At 67.2% G+C, this 18,597-nt stretch carries 15 protein-coding genes and 1 pseudogene; 8 read left to right on the top strand and 8 right to left on the bottom strand.

Features of this window, described 5'->3' with window-relative positions; translation table 11 throughout:
- Positions 1–19 precede the first annotated feature (19 nt).
- From GQ464_RS13345 to GQ464_RS13365, 5 genes and pseudogenes are all read left to right on the top strand, one after another.
- Positions 20–862 carry a T9SS type A sorting domain-containing protein gene (locus GQ464_RS13345; RefSeq protein WP_166981981.1) on the top strand — a complete coding sequence of 281 codons (843 nt, stop codon included), beginning with the start codon at positions 20–22 and terminating at the stop codon, positions 860–862.
- A gap of 38 nt (positions 863–900) precedes the next feature.
- Positions 901–1,413 (top strand): hypothetical protein, encoded by a 513-nt coding sequence (locus GQ464_RS13350; protein ID WP_166981978.1) that lies wholly within the window; start codon positions 901–903, stop codon positions 1,411–1,413.
- Positions 1,403–2,685 (top strand): annotated as a pseudogene (locus GQ464_RS13355) (IS256 family transposase). Before GQ464_RS13350 ends, GQ464_RS13355 begins: the two are co-directional and overlap by 11 nt.
- Before the next feature lie 21 nt (positions 2,686–2,706).
- Positions 2,707–3,765, top strand: a complete 1,059-nt coding sequence (locus tag GQ464_RS13360) for a T9SS type A sorting domain-containing protein (protein ID WP_166981983.1) — start codon at positions 2,707–2,709, stop codon at positions 3,763–3,765.
- Between the two features lie 239 nt (positions 3,766–4,004).
- A complete protein-coding gene (locus GQ464_RS13365) occupies positions 4,005–4,697 on the top strand; it encodes a YqjF family protein (RefSeq protein WP_228350291.1) in 693 nt (230 codons plus the stop codon).
- Between the two features lie 130 nt (positions 4,698–4,827).
- On the opposite strand, the gene GQ464_RS13370 is transcribed toward GQ464_RS13365, so the two are convergent.
- The 6 genes from GQ464_RS13370 to dnaX form a co-directional block, all read right to left on the bottom strand.
- The gene (locus tag GQ464_RS13370; RefSeq protein WP_228350292.1) at positions 4,828–6,486 is read right to left on the bottom strand and encodes an ABC transporter permease; all 1,659 of its coding nucleotides are present in this window, start codon (positions 6,484–6,486) and stop codon (positions 4,828–4,830) included.
- Between the two features lie 29 nt (positions 6,487–6,515).
- Positions 6,516–6,857 (bottom strand): PIN domain-containing protein, encoded by a 342-nt coding sequence (locus tag GQ464_RS13375; RefSeq protein ID WP_228350293.1) that lies wholly within the window; start codon positions 6,855–6,857, stop codon positions 6,516–6,518.
- Between the two features lie 100 nt (positions 6,858–6,957).
- Positions 6,958–7,242: a DNA-binding protein gene (locus GQ464_RS13380; RefSeq protein ID WP_166978106.1), complete on the bottom strand. Its 285-nt coding sequence runs from the start codon at positions 7,240–7,242 to the stop codon at positions 6,958–6,960.
- 87 nt (positions 7,243–7,329) lie between these two features.
- Positions 7,330–8,013, bottom strand: coding sequence for a recombination mediator RecR (recR, locus tag GQ464_RS13385; RefSeq protein ID WP_166978104.1), 684 nt, complete (start codon positions 8,011–8,013; stop codon positions 7,330–7,332).
- 76 nt (positions 8,014–8,089) lie between these two features.
- The gene (locus tag GQ464_RS13390; protein WP_166978102.1) at positions 8,090–8,425 is read right to left on the bottom strand and encodes a YbaB/EbfC family nucleoid-associated protein; all 336 of its coding nucleotides are present in this window, start codon (positions 8,423–8,425) and stop codon (positions 8,090–8,092) included.
- 34 nt (positions 8,426–8,459) lie between these two features.
- Positions 8,460–10,436 (bottom strand): DNA polymerase III subunit gamma/tau, encoded by a 1,977-nt coding sequence (gene dnaX, locus GQ464_RS13395; protein ID WP_228350294.1) that lies wholly within the window; start codon positions 10,434–10,436, stop codon positions 8,460–8,462.
- Positions 10,437–10,740: 304 nt separating this feature from the next.
- On the opposite strand from dnaX, the gene GQ464_RS13400 reads away from it, so the two are divergent.
- The 3 genes from GQ464_RS13400 to hutU all read left to right on the top strand — a co-directional run bounded on the left by GQ464_RS13400 (position 10,741) and on the right by hutU (position 14,154).
- Complete coding sequence (locus tag GQ464_RS13400) at positions 10,741–11,079, top strand: tRNA-binding protein (protein WP_166978100.1); 339 nt, start codon at positions 10,741–10,743, stop codon at positions 11,077–11,079.
- Between the two features lie 126 nt (positions 11,080–11,205).
- The gene (locus GQ464_RS13405; protein WP_272493475.1) at positions 11,206–12,387 is read left to right on the top strand and encodes a metal-dependent hydrolase family protein; all 1,182 of its coding nucleotides are present in this window, start codon (positions 11,206–11,208) and stop codon (positions 12,385–12,387) included.
- Between the two features lie 99 nt (positions 12,388–12,486).
- The gene (hutU, locus tag GQ464_RS13410; protein ID WP_166978116.1) at positions 12,487–14,154 is read left to right on the top strand and encodes a urocanate hydratase; all 1,668 of its coding nucleotides are present in this window, start codon (positions 12,487–12,489) and stop codon (positions 14,152–14,154) included.
- Positions 14,155–14,161: 7 nt separating this feature from the next.
- Here hutU and GQ464_RS13415 read toward each other — a convergent pair whose 3' ends face one another.
- A complete protein-coding gene (locus tag GQ464_RS13415; RefSeq protein WP_166978096.1) occupies positions 14,162–17,260 on the bottom strand; it encodes an efflux RND transporter permease subunit in 3,099 nt (1,032 codons plus the stop codon).
- 36 nt (positions 17,261–17,296) lie between these two features.
- Positions 17,297–18,379, bottom strand: a complete 1,083-nt coding sequence (locus tag GQ464_RS13420; protein ID WP_166978094.1) for an efflux RND transporter periplasmic adaptor subunit — start codon at positions 18,377–18,379, stop codon at positions 17,297–17,299.
- Between the last annotated feature and the right edge of the window lie 218 nt (positions 18,380–18,597).

Raw genomic sequence — 18,597 nt, forward strand, 5'->3', positions numbered from 1 at the left:
GTAGGCACCGGTCATCCCTTTGGGCGAAGAGATGATCAGCTTACGGTGGCCTCCCCGTTTGCGTCAATTGGACAAAGTCGAGCTTAGACAAGAAGTTGTAGCCGACACGCTTATTGATGAAGATCTGTTCTATAAGCTCAAAGTGATTTCATTCGACGCTGAAAACACCACGATTATCACAGAGACAGACACGTCCTATTACTATCGAGCCGTCATTAATGGGGTCCTGTCTAGCTGGACCCCCGAGGCAGGAAAAACTGAAAGCGAAATTCAATTCTTCCGAGACTTCAACACCTGTTATACGCACGCCAACAGGCCGGATGGGATTATCGTGCAAGGAGCCTACGACACCACGTTCACGTTTCCGTCGGGCGAATCCTCTACTCTGGCGGCCGTGAAGGAATTCGTCTTCATTCTACCTCAGGCTAGAGAAACACAGGAATATGGCTATGGAATAGGACTCCTACACAGCGGGGGAGAACCTAGCGTGAGTACAACGCTGACCTATGCCCGGATCGGTGGGCAAGAGTACGGCACTCCACTCGATTCGCTCTTCGACATCCGGGTAAGTCTCGAATCGCCATCGCTTCCCAAAGAGACATTTAGCCTGTCGGCATACCCGAATCCGTCGTACGCTCTGACCCATTTTGCTCTGGTGCTAGCTCAGTCTGGCCGTGCCTCCATACGAGTTTACAACGTGCTGGGTCAGCTTGTCGCCATGCCCCTACAGGATGTTTACCTACCGATAGGCAATCACACGATTGAATGGAACGCTGAGGCTGTAACTACCGGCGTGTATTTCGCCGAGCTTTTCGTCGAGGGTCACCCTGTAGCAAAAAGCAGTGTCGTTGTCACCCGGTAGATCCGAGGACGTGCTTTCACATCTGGCATAATCCGTGGATGCTCCATTTCAAGAACGGCCTTTTTCTAACTCATTACCCAACTCCAACAGATAGAGTGACTTATACCACACTGAAACAGCGGTTTCCTGCGTCGTTACGCGGTGTTTTCTTGCTCATGCTGATAGGAATTGCCTTTCCCTTGAGCGTCTTGGGCCAGGAGACGTCCTGTGCCCATGGAAATATCCAGTGGACGCAGAGCCAGATGCAAGCCATGCTGAGTTCGCAGGCTGAGGTGCCGACCTCTGGTCAGTTCAGAGCACTCATCGTTTTTGTCAGGTTCAAGGACGACACGTTCAACGACACGTGTAACGACAAGTGGCTCGCCTGGCACACGAGTGACATGCTGCCCGATATGGCGCATGACTTCCTCGCTCCAGGTGGAGCAGGCGGTCAGGCACGAGTTACATTCGGAAGTTGTGTACGGGCATCAATGAAAAAGGCGGCGTATCCTGATGATTGTCCAGATCATCATCCTCAACGCAAGGAGGGATACGCCACCCATGAGACATGATAACGTTCACCCGCTTCAAAGTCATCAGGCTTCTTCAAACGCGCTGGTCGACGACCCGCTCACCGAACTGCTGCGCCGGGGAGCACGCAAGCTGATCGAAGAAGCCATTCATGCCGAACTGGACCTGATGCTCGAGAGCGTCGCACACCTGAAGGACGAGGCCGGACGTCGCCGCGTGGTCCGCAACGGCTACCTGCCTGAGCGCTCGGTCCAGACCGGCATCGGGGAGGTCACGGTCAAGGTGCCTCGGGTTCGAGACCGTGCCAAGACGGCCCAGCAGAAAATCCGCTTCACCTCCTCAATCCTGCCGAAGTACATGCGCAAGACGCGCTCGCTGGAAGCACTCATCCCGTGGTTGTATCTCAAGGGCGTCTCGACCGGCGACTTCTCAGAGGCGCTGGCAGCGCTCTTGGGCACGGATGCACCTGGGCTGAGTCAGCCGACGATCTCTCGCCTGAAGGCAGCCTGGAAGCAGGAGTACGAGGCCTGGAGGCAACGCGACCTCTCACAGAAGGAGTACGTTTACGTCTGGGCCGACGGCGTCTACTTCAACGTGCGCATGGACCAGGAAGCGCAGTGCATCCTGGTGATCATCGGCGCGACGAAGGACGGCCGCAAGGAGCTCATCGCCATTGAGGACGGCTACCGCGAGTCGGCGCAGTCGTGGCGTGAGATGCTGCTGGATCTGAAGCGTCGTGGATTGAAGGTAGCTCCGAAGCTGGCCGTGGGCGACGGGGCCCTCGGCTTCTGGAAAGCGCTCTACGAGGTCTACGGCTCGACCCGTCAGCAGCGGTGCTGGGTGCACAAGACGGCCAACGTGCTGGGCTACCTGCCGAAGTCACAGCAGCCGAAGGCGAAGCAGCGGCTGCACAACATATACCTGGCCGAGTCGCGGGAAGCGGCCGAGGAGGCCTTCGACTTTTTCATCGAAGCCTACCAGGCCAAGTACCCGAAGGCGGCCGACTGCCTGGCCAGGGACCGAGAGCAGCTCCTGGCCTTCTACGACTTCCCGGCCGAGCACTGGCGGCACCTGCGCACGACCAACCCGATTGAGTCGACCTTCGCCACGGTGCGGCTGCGCACGGCCAAGGTACGGGGCTGCTTCTCCCGCGAGACCGTACTGACGGACGCGTCGCGCGTCCAATGGTCTTCCGCTTGGGCCAGTGTGCCGAGAAGACGTGGCGTCGGTTGAACGGCTCACCCTTGTTGGCCGACGTGCTGGCCGGCATCAGATACATCGACGGGATTCACCCCGACAGGATCGCCGCCTGATTCCTCGTACACAAAACTTGCATGTATCTCGTCTACGCCAACGCATCGTCATTGACTCTCGGCATTGCCCCCTCGGTGGTCTTGCCTGATGGCTATGCCGGCTACAATTCAATCTACGCCAACACAGGGAAGGACATGTATCTGACCAACGGGTCGGATGTGCGAGCCGAGCAGCACTGGTGGGGAGAGTCCCCGCCGAGCACGTCCGACTTTCACATCTCCGGTACCTCAACGCTCGACTACACGCCGTACCTGAACTCGAACCCGAATACAGCGATGTTTGCCACCGCCCATGTGCGACCCGGTACTAGCGAAGCCCTGGGCCTCGCCGAAGTAGAAGCCGGGCAACCGGCCCTGGTGCAATCCGCATCTGCTCCGATGGCGGAGACGACTACAGGCGAGGCAGGCACCTCTACAAAATCGCCATCTTCGAAGGGTCGCTTTGTGAGAGAGATCCTGGAGCGACGGGCCGAGCGGGGTCGTGCCGCTTCGGCGGAGGTCTTGCTGCGCACCGCAAGTGAGCGAGGTAACCCGCTGGCCTACCTCGCTCAGGTGTTCGCTGTGGGAGATCTGCTCTACCTGGGGCGAACGCAGGAAGCTATCCTGCTGGGGGAGGCCGTGCTACAAAGCGGGCGACTCGATGAAGGGGCCACGAGCGTAGTAGCGCAGGCTATGCTGTGGGCCTATGAAGACGTGCTGAAAGACGAAGCCAACGCTGCCCGGATGAGGCAAGTCCTTGCCCTTGCCGAAGAGGCTTCTGAAACCAATCCAGCTATTGCCAAGCTCGGTAACGATCAGTCTGAAGTAAAACAGGAATCTGTAGGACTTCAGTCAGGGGCTTATCCGAACCCGTTCAACCCAGAGGTAACGATTCACTACGCTTTGCCACAGGAAGGACGGGTACGGCTCAGAGTCTTCGACATGTTGGGGCGTCAGGTGGCGATGCTGGTGGATGAGGTGCAACAGGCGGGACAACACCGAGTGCGTTTTGTGGCTTCCGAACTGCCGAGCGGGGTCTACCTGTACCGCATCGAAGCAGCGGGGCAGACGAAGACAGAGAGGCTCATATTGCTGAAGTAGGACGGCGCATAACCCGGCGCTGCACGCGGACCCAAAGCCGGTCGGCGTTTCTACGACCATAGTTGCTACCGCTGAAGGTTTTTCTGAACTTGAAACATGGTGCCCGCAGGCCCTGGGCCGGTGAGCGCCAAGTCGTTAGGCAGACCACCTTTGCCCCGGTTGCCGTGAACACGTCGGATCTCCTGGCACAGACCTCGCACCGACCGTGGCCGCTGCCGCATGCGCGCTGGAGGATGCAGATGCGCTGGTGCGATCTCGCCTTTCTGCACTGGCCGCTCCCGCCCCAGATGCTCCGGCCCTTCATCCCGGCCCCGCTCGAACTGGACACCTTTGAGGCTCAGGCATGGCTCGGCATCGTGCCCTTCCGCATGGAGGCCGTGCGCTACCGCTACAGCCCCCCCATTCCGACCACCCATGCCTTTCCTGAGCTCAACGTGCGCACCTACGTGTGTACACCCGAGCGCACCGGCGTCTGGTTCTTCAGCTTGGATGCCACGAGCCGTCTCGCGGTGCGCGCAGCACGGTGCGTCTACAACCTCCCCTACTTCGACGCCGACATCCGGCTCCAGAGGGAAGGTGAGGGGATCAGGTACACGAGCCACCGCACGCATTCTCAGGCACCGCCCGCCGAGCTTCAGGTCCAGTATCGGGCAACAGGGGACGTGTACGAGGCCGCGCCCGGCACACTGGAGCACTGGCTGGTGGAGCGCTACTGCCTGTTCGCCCAGGCACGGAGCGGAGCGGTGTTCTTCGTGGACGTCCACCACCAGCCCTGGCCCCTGCAGCGGGCACAGGCCCGTGTGGAGCAGAACACGATGGCAGAAGCCGCCGGCATYGAGCTGCCGCCCCAGCCGCCTCTGGTACATTTCGCACGCGCTCTCGATGTGCTGGCCTGGAGTCGCATGCCGGTGACCGCACGCAGCTCTGCCTGACGAGCGGATGCAGGCGACCCACGGCCAGCCCTGCTGCGGACGCGATCGCCTGGCCCTTGCGCCTCGGCCACGACGCCGACCGGCCCCACGCCAACACGAGTACCGCAAGCTCCAGCGCGGGTGAGCGGGTTCAGAGCGCCCCGGCGGCGTCGCGGGCGCCCAGGCGGTGCACCACGAGGGTGGAGAGGCCGATGAGCAGCATCAGGAAGACGGCGTAGGCGGCGGCCGCGCCGAAGTCGTAGAGCCGGAGTTGCGCCAGGATCTCGACGCTGATGGGCCGGTTCTCGAAGATGTAGAGCATGATGGAGGAGACGAACTCGCCCAGGGCCGCCACGAACGTCAGCAGCGTGCCGGCCAGGATGCCCGGGCCGATGACGGGCAGCACCACACGCCGGAACGTGGTGAGGAAGCCCGCGCCCAGGTCGGCCGAGGCCTCGGAGAGGCGGTCGTCGTAGCCCTCGAGGGCGGCCACGGTGGCGCGCACCACGAAGGGGATGTGGCGGATGAAGTAGGCCAGCGGCAGGATCCAGAAGGTGCCCACCAGGATGCGCCCGAAGCCGAGCGGTGAGGGGGTGTTGAACGTCACGATCAGGTTGACGGCGATGACCGTGCCGGGGATGGCGAAGGGCAGGGCCGTCAGCAGGCGGAGAAAGGTGCGGCCGGGCAGCCGGCTCTTGGCGATCAGCAGCGCCGCCGCCACGCCGAAGACCACGTTCGCCGCCGTGGCCAGCGCGGCCATGCGCAGGCTGTTGCGGATGGGCTGGAACACGTCCGGGTCGGCCAGCAGGTCCACGTAGTTGGCCAGCGTGTAGCGGGCCGGGAGGATCTGGTAGGTCCAGCTCCCTTCCTGCGCGAAGGACAGCAGCACGATGGTGGCGATGGGCAGCAGGAGGAACAGCAGCAGGGCCAGCGCCCCGCCCAGGGCCAGCGCCCGCGCCCACCCGCTGCGGACCGGCACCGGCGGCGGGGCGGCCCCCTTGGCCGCCCCCGTGCCCGGCCGCCGCGGCCCCAGCTCGATCAGCAGCAGGAACGCCAGGCAGATCAGCGTCAGCACCGTGGAGACGGCCGCCGAGAGGGCCAGGTCGCCGTTGGTCTTGTAGTTGTAGATCTGGAGCGTGAGGAAGTTGTCCGTGCCGGCAAAGAGCAGCGGGGCGGTGAACGAGGCCATGGACACCATGAAGACGAGCAGGGCGGCGCTCACGAGGGCCGGCCGCAACAGCGGCAGCACCACCCGCCGGAAGGTCAGGTGGGGCGGGGCCCCCAGGTCCGCGGCGGCCTCCAGCAGGCTCCGGTCCACCCCGCGCAGCGCGGCCATGACGAACAGGTAGAAGTAGACGTAGAGCGAGTAGACGTGCACCAGCCAGACGGCCCACAGCCCCTCGAACCGGAACGGCACGGCGTCGAGGCCGAGCAGCGCCTGGAGGCTGCGGGGCAGGATGCCGCTCTCGCCGTAGAGGAACAGGAAGGCCAGCACCCCCACCAGCGGGGGCAGCGCCAGCGGGAGGGCCGCCAGCGCCATCAGCGTGCGCCGCAGCGGGAAGTCGAACCGGAAGAACAGGTAGGCCAGCGTGGTGCCCAGCACCCCGGCCCCCAGCACCGTCGTCAGCGAGATCCACACCGACGTGTAGAGCGCCCGCACGTTGGCCGAGCGCCACGACGAGAAGAGGGCCGCGTAGTTGTCCCACGTCATGCCTGTGGCGAACATCCGCAGGCTGGGGTAGACCACGTAGCCCAGCAGGATCGCCAGGACGGGGACGAGCAGCCAGAACGCACCGCGACGGGAGAGCATAGGGCAAACGATTCAGATCAGGAGCCGGGTCAGCGTGCGCCGAGATCGAACGTAGATTCCAGCGGATTCAGGAACTGCACGCCTTCGATGGTGGCGCCGGTCGGGAAGTCCTCGCTCAGCACGACAGGGATCTGGTTCAGCCGGGCCGTTGCCCAGATCTGTGCGTCGTAATAGGAGAAACCGTGGTCCCGCACGCCGCGAACAGCTTCCAGGATGACGGCGGGCGTGAGGGGAAAGATCGGGAAAACCTGCGCGTAAAGCTCGACGTGCCGGTACGCCTCGTCCGGCGAGAGCGGAGGGGTCAGCTTGCGCAGGGCTACGCTGCAAAACTCCGACGGCCGGTAAGGCTGCGCTCTGGGTCGCCCCAACATGGGCGAGCACGTCAAAGGCGCGCTGTTGCTTGCTCGGCGTGGAAGCGTCGAAGCAATAGAGGAGCAGGTTGGTGTCGAGCAGGTAGCGCAACATGGCCCCTCAGCGTCGCGTGCCGGGACGCAGTTGCTCCTCGCGCTCGGCGTAGAGGGCTTCACGGTCGAAGCGAAAGCCGGCCGGTGTGCGATGGGTTTCGGCGAGGCGACGGGTGTATTCGAGCAGGCCATGGAGCGCATCGCGACGGGGCAGGGGCTCTCCGGGCTGGTCGCGCAGCATCGCATCGAGGGCCCGGCGGATGAGCTCGGCTTCGGAGACGCCAAGCGCTTTCGCCCGGCGTTTGAGCGCGTGCTCCTGCTGTTCGGTGATATAAAGCTGCTTGCGGATCATGGGGATGAACGGGGCTTGTTTTTTCCTCAAACCGGCAACTTCACGATGAGGTTGCACCCGCTTTGATCCGGGCGTTGGCGGCGGGGGTCACACGGCGATGCGGCCTTCGAGGGCGCGGGAGAGGGTGGCCTCGTCGGCGTACTCGAGGTCGCCGCCGATGGGCAGGCCCCGCGCGATGCGGGTGACGCGCACGCCGAAGGGCTTGAGCAGTTGCGAGATGTAGTAGGCCGTCGTGTCGCCCTCGACGTTCGGGTTCATGGCGAGGATGACCTCGCGCACGGGCGGGCGTGGCTCGGCGGCCGGACCGGGTTCGCGAACGGTGCCGGGGGCGGGCAGGCCGTCCCCGCCGGCGGCCGTCGTGGCGAAGGACGGGTCCACGCGGGCCACCAGCTCCCGGATGCGCAGGTCGTCCGGCCCGACGCCGTCGAGCGGGGAGATGACGCCGCCGAGGACGTGGTAGACGCCGTGGTACTCGTTCGTGCGCTCGAGCGCCACCACATCGTTCGATTCCTCGACCACGCAGATGAGGCCGTGGTCGCGCCGGGGAGAGCGGCAGATCGGGCAGGGGTCGTCGTCCGTCACGTTGAAGCAGACCGAGCACGCCCGCACCCGGTCCTTGACGGCCACGAGCGCCTTCGCCAGCTCGACGACCTCCTCGCGCGGCATCTTCAGCACGTAGGCCGCCAGCCGCTGCGCCGTCTTCCGCCCGATGGTCGGCAGTTTCGTGAACTGCTCCACCAGCGCCTCCACGGATTCCGAAGTGAATTGCATCGTGTGGAAAAAAGTTCAGTCGGTACGGTCTCCGGCAAACCTACCACCGCCGGGTGACATCGATGTGTCACCGGGTTTAAAGGCCCAGCTGGCTCAGGTCCATCCCCGGGGGGAGGAAGCCCCCGGCGGCTTTTTGCAGCTCCTGCCGGGCCATCGCGGCGGCCTCGTCGAGCGCCTTGTTGACGCCCGCGATGATGAGGTCGGCGAGCAGTTCGGGGTCGTTCGGGTCGATGACGCCCGGCTCGAGCTCGAGGCCGGTGATGCGCTGCTGGCCGTTGGCGGTGACGCGCACCATCCCGCCACCCGCCTCGGCGGTGACGGTCTTCCGGGCGAGCGCCTCCTGCGCCTCGGCCATCTTCTGCTGCATCTCCATGATCTTGCCGAACATGTCGGCCATGTTCAATCCTTCCATGGGGTCGTTCTCCGGTCGTCACACGGCGGGGAGCTTACCAGACGATCTCGCCGCCGAATTGTTCGAAAATAGCCTGTAGAACGGGATTTTCGGCCCGTTTGTGCTGGAAGTAGGCCCGGGCGTCGAAGGCGTCGCCGGTGTCCTCGTCGGCGGCCGGTTTCACCTCGGGGCGGATGACGAACTGCAGCCGGGCGATTTCCTCGCGGGTGGTGGTGCGCAACTGTTTCAGGAGGAAGTCGTGCTGGCTGCCGAGGAGCCGCTGGTGGAAGTCGTCCGGCACGGCGACGAGGACCGTGCCGTGGCGCACGTCGAGGGGGGCGGTGTGCTGGAGCAGCGCCCCCACGTGGATGCGGGCCTTCTTGACGGCCTGCACGTAGGCGGTCCAGGCGCCTTCGATCCGGCGCAGCATGGGGGTGTCGTCGGTGCCCGGTGCCGGGGCGGCGGGGGCCTCGGCCACGGCCACGTCGACGCTTCCCTGCGGTCCGGACCCGTCCCCGCGGGAGGTTCGTTTCTTCAGCGCCGGCGGGCCGAACAGGGTGGGGTAGAGGTCGGTGTCGGGCTGGGAGGAGGGGGCTTCGGGGGACGGCGTTCGGGGGTCGGGCTGTGGGCTGTGGGGGGGGGCGACGCCGGCGGGCTCCTCTTCTTCCGCTTCCGGTTTCGCGGTCTCCGTTTCTTCACGCGCGTCGTTTCGTTCCTCCGGCGTGCCGGTTTCCGGCGTCCGGGCGTCGCGTGCGGTGCCGGGCCGTTCGGGTTTCGCCGGGGCCGGGCGTTGCACGTTCCGGTGTTCCGCGGTTCCGGTATCCGGCCCGGCGGCTGCGGGCAGGTCTGCGGGAAGCCTGCCCGCGGCGAGCATTTGTTCGAGGTGGTCGAGGCGGGCGAGGGCGGTCCGGAGGTCGGTGCTCCGGGTGAGGGCGGCCATTTTCAGCAGGGCCGTCTCCAGGCGGAGGCGTGGCTGGCGGCTCGTTTTGAGGGCGTCTTCCGTCTCGGTGGCGATCAGGAGCAGGCGCAGCAGGTCGGTCTCGGTGAAGTCGCGGCTGTGCGTGGCGTATGCCTGGCGGGTGGCCTCGACGGCTTCGATGAGCGTCGTATCCGGCATGGTGCGGGCGACGAGCAGGTTGCGCAGGTGTTCCGTCAACCCGTCGACGAACTCCTGCAGGTCGTAGCCGGCGCGGACGATCCGGTCGACCAGGCGGAGCATGCCGCCGCCGTCGCGGGCGACGACGTTCCGCGTCACCTCGAAGAAGAGGTCGGTGCTGACGACGCCGAGGGCGCGGGTCAGTTCGTCGTGCCGGAGGTCGGTGCCGCAGAGGGAGACGGCCTGGTCGAAGACGGAGAGGGCGTCGCGGAGGGCGCCGTCGCCCTTGCGGGCAATCAGCATGAGGGAGGCCTCATCCGCCGTAATGGCTTCCTCGCGGCAGATGTGCCGGAGCTGCGCGATGATCTCGCTGACGGCGATGCGGCGGAAGTCGAACCGCTGGCAGCGTGAGAGGATCGTCGGCAGCACCTTGTGCGGCTCGGTGGTGGCGAAGATGAACAGGGCGTAGGGCGGCGGCTCTTCGAGGGTTTTCAGAAAGGCGTTGAAGGCTGCCTGCGAGAGCATGTGCACCTCGTCGATGATGTACACCTTCTTGCGGGCACCCTGCGGCGGGATGCGGATGGTTTCCTGCAACTCCCGGATGTCGTTGACGCTGTTGTTCGAGGCGGCGTCGAGCTCGATGATGTTCAGGCTGCGGCCGGCCTCGAACGACAGGCACGCCTCGCAGCGGCGGCAGGGTTCGGCGGCGTCGTCGCGTTCCGCGGGCGGCGTCGTGCAGTTGATGGCTTTGGCCAGGATGCGGGCCGCCGTTGTCTTGCCCACCCCGCGCGGCCCGCTGAACAGATAAGCGTGCGCGAGCCGGTCCATCCGCAGCGCGTTCTTCAGCGTCTCGGTGACGTGCTCCTGCGCGACGACCTCGGAGAAGCGTTGCGGGCGATACTTCCGGGCGGTGACGAGGTACCTCTGTTCGGGCATGGGAGCGGGGACGACGTTCGGTGAAACGGGCCGGGCGCAACATAGCAGGTCGATCCCGGATCTGCAAGGGCATACCCTCCGTGCCCCGGCAAAGATCCGGTGCGGGAAGGCGCAGGCCGGGTAACCCGACGCCGCCCTTTCCCCCACCCCGCCGGCAGACGCCTCACGCCTCCGCTCCGGCTGCCGCGACGACACGAAGAAGCCACCGGGCCATGGAGTCGTCATCCTCCTTCCTCCACCCCTCCACACTTTTTTGGCAGGCAAACGCCGGTGTATTACCTTGGGGGGGAAAAGAAGGAGGAAGATGGAGCCGATCACCTGGGACGACTTTCAGAAGGTCGAACTGCGCGTCGGGACGATCGTGGCCGTCGAGGCGTTCCCCGAGGCCCGCAAGCCGGCCTACAAGCTGACGCTGGATTTCGGCGAGCCGATCGGGCGCCGGCGTTCGAGTGCGCAGATCACCGACCTGTATGCGCCCGAAGACTTGCTGGGCCGGCAGGTGGTGGCCGTGGTCAACTTTCCGCCGAAGCAGATCGGCCCGTTCATGTCGGAGTGCCTGGTGACGGGCTTTCCCGATGCGAACGGCGCCGTGGTGCTGGCCATCCCCGAGCGTCCCGTCCCGAACGGTGCCCGTCTTTTCTGAGCAACCACCCGACCCGATCGTGAAGCCATGCCGTCCTTTGCCTTGCGTTTCTCCGTTGCCTGTACGTTGATCCTGGCCGCCGTGCTGCCGGTGTGGGCGCAGCCTGCGGCGCTCCGGGCCGCCCGGATGCTCGACGTCGAGACGGGGCGGATCGTGGCCCCGGCGGTGGTCGTCGTCGAGGGCGCGCGCATCAGCGCCGTCAACCCGCCGGCGCTGCCCGAGGGGGCGGCGGTGCTCGACCTGGGCGACGTGACGCTCCTGCCCGGCCTGATCGACATGCACACGCACCTGACGGGCGACCTCTCGGGCGACTGGGTCCACCGCCCGGTGCGCGAGACGGCCGCCGACGCGGCGCTGCGCGGGGCGAAGAACGCCCGCACGACGCTCCTGGCCGGCTTCACCACCGTGCGCGACGTGGGGGCCCCGGGCTTCGCGGACGTGGCGCTCATGCGCGCCGTCGAGCGCGGCGACGTCGCCGGGCCGTGGATCTTCCCCGCCGGGCATGCCCTGGGCATCACCGGCGGCCACTGCGACGTGACGGGCTACGCCCCCGGCATCCTGGAGGGCGGGCCGGAGCAGGGCGTGGCCGACGGCCCGGACGAGGTGCTCAAGGCCGTCCGCTATCAGATCAAACACGGCGCGAAGGTCATCAAGACGTGCGCCACGGCCGGGGTGCTCTCGCACGAGGGGCCGGTGGGCGCCCAGCAGTACAGCGACGAGGAGCTGCGCGTGATGGTGGAGGAAGCCGCCCGCCACGGCCTGAAGGTGGCCGCGCACGCCCACGGCAGCGAGGGCATCCTGGCGGCGGTGCGCGCCGGCGTGGCCTCCATCGAGCACGGCTCCATGCTCACCGACGAGATCATCGCCGAGATGAAGGCCCGCGGCACCTACCTGGTCCCGACCACCTACCTGGCCGACGCCATCGACCTGGACGCGCTGCCGCCCCACATCCGCGCCAAGGCCGAATACGTGCTGCCGCTGGCCCGCGAGAGCCTCCGCCGCGCCATCGCCGCCGGCGTCCGGATCGCCTTCGGGACCGACGCGGCCGTCTACCCCCACGGCGACAACGCGAAGGAGTTCGCCGTGCTCGTCGCGCTGGGCATGACGCCGCTGGCGGCGATCCAGGCGGCCACGATCCACGCCGCCGACCTGCTCGGCGTCGACGACCGCGGCCGCATCGCGCCGGGCCTGCTGGCCGACCTGATCGCCGTGCCCGGCAACCCGCTCGACGACGTGCGCGTGCTCGAAGACGTGCGCTTCGTCATGCGCGGCGGGCAGGTGTTCAAGCACGGCAAGACGGCCCCCTGAACCGTTCCTTTCTGCGGGGCTGTGGTGGCTCCGATCTTCGAAGCGCTTCCGGCGTTGGTTGTTTGTCTTCCCGATGAATCCCGTGAGCATGGAGCGATGATGAGCACGACGACCCACACCCCGATCAAGGCCCCCACGGGCACGACCCTCCACTGCCGGGGCTGGCACCAGGAGGCCGCCATGCGGATGCTGATGAACAACCTCGACCCCGACGTGGCCGAGAAGCCGGACGAGCTGATCGTCTACGGCGGCAGCGGCAAGGCCGCCCGCAACTGGGCCTGCTACCACAAGATCGTCGAGACGCTCCGGCGGCTGGGCAACGACGAGACGCTGCTCGTGCAGAGCGGCAAGCCCGTCGGCGTCTTCCGCACGCACGAGGAGGCCCCCCGCGTGCTCATCGCCAACGCGCACCTGGTGCCGCGCTGGGCCACCTGGGACGAGTTCCGCCGCCTCGAGGCCCTGAGCCTGACCATGTACGGCCAGATGACCGCCGGCTCGTGGATCTACATCGGCACGCAGGGCATCCTGCAGGGCACCTACGAGACGTTCGCCGAGTGCGCCCGGCAGCACTTCGGCGGCAGCCTGGAGGGTCGCCTCGTCGTGACGGCCGGCCTCGGCGGCATGGGCGGGGCGCAGCCGCTGGCCGCCACCATGAACGGCGCCGCCTTCCTGGGCGTCGAGGTGGACCCCCACCGCATCCGGCGCCGCCTCGAAACCGGCTACCTCGACCGCATGGCCACCGACCTGGATGAGGCCCTCGACCTGGTGCTGGCGGCGAAACGCAACCGCGAAGCCCTCTCGGTGGGCCTGCTGGGCAACATCGCCGACGTGCTGCCCGAGCTGGTCCGCCGCGGCATCGTGCCGGACGTGCTCACGGACCAGACGTCGGCGCACGACCTCCGCGTGGGCTACATCCCCCGCGGCTACGACCTCGAGGCGGCCGCCGCTTTCCGCGAGAAGGATCCCGAAGGCTACGAGAACGCCGTGCTCGACAGCATGGTCGTACACGTGGAGGCCATGCTCGAGCTCCAGCAGGCCGGCGCCGTCGCGTTCGACTACGGCAATAACCTGCGCGGGCAGGTGGCCGACCACCGGAAACTGGCCGAGGCGTTCAAGATCCCCGGCTTCGTGCCGGCCTTCATCCGCCCCCTCTTCTGCCGGGGTGCCGGGCCGTTCCGCTGGGCCGCCCTCTCCGGCAACCCCCGCGACATCGCCGTCACCGACGAGGCGGTCCTGGAGACGTTTCCCGGGAAAGAGGCGCTGGCCCGGTGGATCCGCCAGGCCCGCGAGAAGGTGCACTTCCAGGGGCTGCCCGCCCGCATCTGCTGGCTCGAATACGGCGAGCGGGCCGAGATGGGGCTCAAGTTCAACTGGCTCGTCCGCAAGGGCCGGGTCGAGGCGCCGATCGTCATCGGGCGCGACCACCTCGACAGCGGCTCCGTCGCCTCGCCCAACCGCGAGACGGAGGGGATGCGGGACGGCTCCGACGCCATCGCGGACTGGCCTCTGCTCAACGCGCTGCTCAACACCGCCTGCGGGGCCTCGTGGGTGTCGATCCACCACGGCGGCGGCGTCGGCATCGGCTACTCGATCCACGCCGGGATGGTGTGCGTGGCCGATGGTACCGAGCGCGGGGACCGGCGCCTCGAACGGGTGCTCACGGCCGACCCCGGCACGGGCGTCATGCGCCACGCCGACGCGGGCTACGAGGAAGCCATCGAGACGGCCCGCACGCGCGGCGTCGACCTGCCGATGCTCGGGGCATGAGGCGGCGTCAGCCCACCTCTACCAGTTCGGCGTCGGCGGTGGGGACGGTGGCGGCGAGCGTCGGGGCGGCGTCGCGGCGCGTCAGGTAGGTGTAGACCGCCGGGATGACGTAGAGCGTCAGGAACGTGCCGAAGAGCATCCCGCCGATGATGGCGATGCCCATCGGGGCGCGGCTCTCGCTGCCGGCGCCCAGCGCCAGCGCGATCGGGAGGATGCCCAGGATCGTCGAGATGCTCGTCATGAGCACCGGACGGAACCGGGCTGCCGCCCCCTCCCGGATCGCCTCCCCGATCGACTGCCCCGTCGCCTTCCGCTGGTTGGCGAACTCGACGATCAGGATGCCGTTCTTCGTCACCAGGCCGATGAGCATGATCATCCCGATCTGGCTGAAGATGTTGATCGTCTGGCCGAAGTACCACAGCGAGAAGAGGGCGCCGGCCAGGGCCAGGGGCACCGTGAGCATGATGATGAGCGGGTCGCGGAAGCTCTCGAACTGGGCGGCCAGCACCAGGTAGATCAGCACCAGGGCCAGGAGGAAGACGAAGAGCAGGCTGGAGGCACTCTCGGCGAAGTCGCGCGAGGGGCCGGTCAGCGCCGTGGCGAACGTCTCGTCGAGCACCTCCCCGGCGAGGCGGTCCATGGCGGCGATGCCGTCGCCGATGGTCTTGCCCGGCGCCAGCCCGGCCGAGATGGTGGCCGAGACGTAGCGGTCGAAGCGATAGCGCTGGGGCGGGCTGCTCTCCTCCGAGACGCGCACCAGGTTGTCGAGCTGGACGGGCTCGCCGGCGGCGTTGCGGACGAAGAGGGTGCGCAGGTCGAGCGTCTCGTTGCGGTCGGCGCGGTCCACCTGGGCGATGACCTGGTACTGCTTGCCGTCCATGATGAAGTAGCCGACGCGCTGGGCGCTGAGGGCCAGCTGGAGCGTCTGCGCGATGTCGAGCGCCGAGACGCCCAGCGCGCGCGCCCGCTCGCGGTCGATGGTGATGCGCAGCTCGGGCTTGTTGAACTTCAGGTCGGCGTCGACGAAGGTGAAGGTCGGCTCCCGGCGGGCGGCCTCCAGGAAGCGCGGCAGCGTCTCGCGCAGCTTCTCGAAGCTGGGGGCCAGCAGGACGTACTGCACCGGCAGCCCGCCGCGCCGGTCGCCCAGGCTCTGCGGCTCGGAGACGAACGTGCGGGCGCGCGTCATCTGGTTGACGCGGGCCGTGAGCGCCTCGGCGATCTCCGTCTGGGACCGCGCCCGCTCCTCCGCCGGGGGCAGGATGAGGAAGGCAAAGCCCGAGTTGACCGACGAGGCGGCGCCGAAGCCCGGCGACGTCACCGAGATGATGGCCTCGGCTTCGGGCACCTCCGCCTGGATCGTCCGGATGAGGTCGTCCATGTAGGCATCCATGTACTCGTACGTGGCGCCCTCCGGGGCCGTGGCGAAGAGCCGGATACGGCCCCGGTCTTCTTTCGGGGCCAGCTCCTGCGGCAGGCTGGTGAAGAACAGGTAGACCAGGGCGAAGCACGCCGCGATGACGGGCAGGGCCAGCCACCGCCGCCGCAGGAAGGCGTCGAGCGAGCGGGTGTAGCGGCGGTTGAGTTGCACGAAGAACGGCTCCGTCTTCCGGTAGAACCACGAGTGGTGCGCGTGCGGCTTGAGCAGGCGCGTGCTCAGCATCGGCGTCAGCGTCAGCGCCACGAACGACGAGATGACGACGGCCCCGCCGAGCACCACCCCGAACTCGCGGAAGAGCCGCCCGGTCAGCCCGCCCAGAAACAGGATCGGCAGGAAGACGGACACGAGCGCCAGCGTCGTGGCGATCACGGCGAAGAAGATCTCGCGCGTGCCCGTGATGCCCGCCTCCAGCGGCGGCTTGCCCGCCTCGATCTTGGCGTAGATGTTCTCGAGCACCACGATGGCGTCGTCCACCACCAGCCCGATGGCCAGCACGAGCCCCAGCAGGGTCAGCACGTTGATCGAGAAGCCGGCCACGTACATGATGAAGAAGGCGCCGACGAGCGAGACCGGGATGACGAGCACCGGGATGAGGGTGGTGCGCACGTCGCGCAGGAACAGGAAGATGATGAGCACCACCAGGACCAGCGCCAGGAAGATCGTCTGCTGCACCTCGGTGACGGAGTCGCGGATGTAGTCGGTCACGTCGAAGCCGATGCCGAGCTCGATGTCCGGCGGCAGGTCCCGGGCGATCTGGTCGACGCGGCGGTAGAACTCGTCGGCGATGGCGATGTAGTTGGCGCCGGGCTGGGGCTGGAGCACCACGCCGACCATCGGGATGCCGTCCCGCTTGAGGACGGTGCGTTCGTTGAGCGGGCCCAGCTCGGCCCGGCCCACGTCGCGCAGGCGGACGATCTGCCCCTGGTTTTCCTTCAGGATGAGGTTGTTGAACGCCTCCGGGTCTTCGAGGCGGCTCATGGTGCGGATCGTCAGCTCTACCTGATCCCCCTCGATGCGGCCCGAGGGCAACTCCACGTTCTCACGCTGGAGGGCGTTGCGCACGTCGAGCGGGGAGAGCCGGTAGGCGGCCAGGCGCTGCGGGTCCAGCCAGATCCGCATGGCGTATTCCTTCTCGCCCCAGATCTGCACGGCGCTGACGCCGGGGATCGTCTGCAGACGCTCCTTGAAAACCTCGTCGGCGAAGCGGGAGAGCTCAAGCAGGTTGCGCCGGTCGCTCCGAATGTTGAGGAAAACGATAGGCTGAGCGTCCGCATCGGCCTTGGAGACGACGGGTGGCTCGGCATCCGGCGGCAGGTTGTTCATCGCCCGCGAGACGCGGTCGCGCACGTCGTTGGCGGCCCGCTCGAGGTCCACGTCCAGGTTGAATTCCACCGTGAGCGTGCTGCGGCCCTCGCGGCTGACCGACGTCAGCGTACGGATGCCGTCGACGCCGTTGACGGACTCCTCCAGCGGCTCGGTGATCTGTGACTCGATGACGTCGGCGTTGGCGCCCGGGTAGCTGGTGCTGACGCTGATGATCGGCGGGTCCACGGCCGGGTACTCGCGCACGCCCAGGAAGGTGAAGCCGATGAGGCCGAAGAGCAGGATGGCCACGGACATCACGATGGCCAGGACGGGGCGGCGGATGCTCAGCGAATAGAGGCTCATGGCGCGGGAGGGCTGGAGGAAAGCGGGCGGCGCGGCTCACTCGGTGCCCGGGGCGGCCAGGTCGAACCCGGCCAGCTCGACCGGCAGGCCGGAGCGGAGCTGCAACAGCCCGGACGTGATGACGGTGTCGCCGGGGGCCAGCCCGGCCACCACCTGCACCTGGTCCTCCAGGCGCAGGCCGGTCTCGACCGGCTGTTCGACGGCGCGTCCGGCGCGGTAGACGAAGACCTGCTTGCCGCCCAGCACGGGAATGACGGCGATGGCCGGCACGGTCAGCGCGTCGGGGATCTCCTCGAAGACGACTTCGACGCGGGCGAAGGCGCCGGGCAGCAGCCGGCCCTGCGGGTTGGCGGCGCGGGCCCGCAGGCGCAGCGTCCGCGTGGCGGCGTCGATGCGGGGCTCGTAGGCATAGATACGCCCCTCGAACGTGCCCTCGACGCCCTCGACGGTGAAGGCGATCCGGTTGCCGACGCGGACGCGGTGGGCATGCCGCTCGGGGATGGAGAACTCGAGCTTCACCGTGCCGATGTCCTGCAACGTGGCGATCCGGGTGCTCGGGCTGATGTAGCTGCCCTCGCTCACGTAGCGCAGCCCGATGAGTCCGTCGAAGGGGGCCCGTAGCTCCGTCCGGGCGATCTGGGCCTCGATCAGGGCGACGGCGGCCCGCTGCACGTCCCGCTCGTTCACCGTGGCGTCGTACGTCTCCTGGCTGATGCCCTGCTTCTCGAGCAGTTGCCGCTGCCGCTGCACCCGGTCCTCGGCCAGCCGGAGGCGGAGCCGGGCCTGCTGGAGCTGGGCCTGCAACTCCTGGTCGTTCACCTTCAGGAGCAACTCGCCGGCCTGCACGCGGCGGCCCTCCTCGATGGCCAGGTGCACGATCCGGCCCGTGGCCTCACTCCGCAACTCGACCTCCTCGTTGGCCAGGATCGTGCCCGTGGTCACGAGCCGGTCCTGCAACGGCTGCGGCTCGACGACGACGGCTTCGACGCGGAGGGGGGCCTGGTTACCGGCCGCGGGCTGGGTAGCGCCGGCCGCCGGCGTGCCGCCGCGCAGCTTCGGCCAGGCCAGCAGCGCCACGACGACCAGCAGACCGGCACCGATCAGGATGCGTTTGATCACGTTGAACGGTCGGGAAAGGGGTGAGCAGAGAACCTCGTGAACGGGCGGTGCGGGAAATACGGCGACGCCCGCCAAAAGTTTGTCTTGCACGGGGCGAACTGCATCGGCACCTCTTCGAACTGCATGCCCCTGTTGCCGGCTGCATCTTGCGGGGGCGTTGGCGGATTCCGTGTCCCGCACTGGAAAAAAGGGCACGAAACCGCGACCGGCCCATACAA

Source organism: Rhodocaloribacter litoris (genome assembly GCF_011682235.2).
GTDB lineage: Bacteria > Bacteroidota > Rhodothermia > Rhodothermales > ISCAR-4553 > Rhodocaloribacter > Rhodocaloribacter litoris.

Bases quoted from the DNA above. Each gene is read 5' to 3' on its own strand.
- GQ464_RS13350 (WP_166981978.1), top strand. From the start codon at position 901: ATGCTCCATTTCAAGAACGGCCTTTTTCTAACTCATTACCCAACTCCA.
- GQ464_RS13360 (WP_166981983.1), top strand. From the start codon at position 2,707: ATGTATCTCGTCTACGCCAACGCATCGTCATTGACTCTCGGCATTGCC.
- GQ464_RS13370 (WP_228350292.1), bottom strand. From the start codon at position 6,486: ATGCTCTCCCGTCGCGGTGCGTTCTGGCTGCTCGTCCCCGTCCTGGCG.
- GQ464_RS13375 (WP_228350293.1), bottom strand. From the start codon at position 6,857: ATGTTGGGGCGACCCAGAGCGCAGCCTTACCGGCCGTCGGAGTTTTGC.
- GQ464_RS13380 (WP_166978106.1), bottom strand. From the start codon at position 7,242: ATGATCCGCAAGCAGCTTTATATCACCGAACAGCAGGAGCACGCGCTC.
- recR (WP_166978104.1), bottom strand. From the start codon at position 8,013: ATGCAATTCACTTCGGAATCCGTGGAGGCGCTGGTGGAGCAGTTCACG.
- GQ464_RS13390 (WP_166978102.1), bottom strand. From the start codon at position 8,425: ATGGAAGGATTGAACATGGCCGACATGTTCGGCAAGATCATGGAGATG.
- dnaX (WP_228350294.1), bottom strand. From the start codon at position 10,436: ATGCCCGAACAGAGGTACCTCGTCACCGCCCGGAAGTATCGCCCGCAA.
- GQ464_RS13400 (WP_166978100.1), top strand. From the start codon at position 10,741: ATGGAGCCGATCACCTGGGACGACTTTCAGAAGGTCGAACTGCGCGTC.
- GQ464_RS13405 (WP_272493475.1), top strand. From the start codon at position 11,206: ATGCTCGACGTCGAGACGGGGCGGATCGTGGCCCCGGCGGTGGTCGTC.
- hutU (WP_166978116.1), top strand. From the start codon at position 12,487: ATGAGCACGACGACCCACACCCCGATCAAGGCCCCCACGGGCACGACC.
- GQ464_RS13415 (WP_166978096.1), bottom strand. From the start codon at position 17,260: ATGAGCCTCTATTCGCTGAGCATCCGCCGCCCCGTCCTGGCCATCGTG.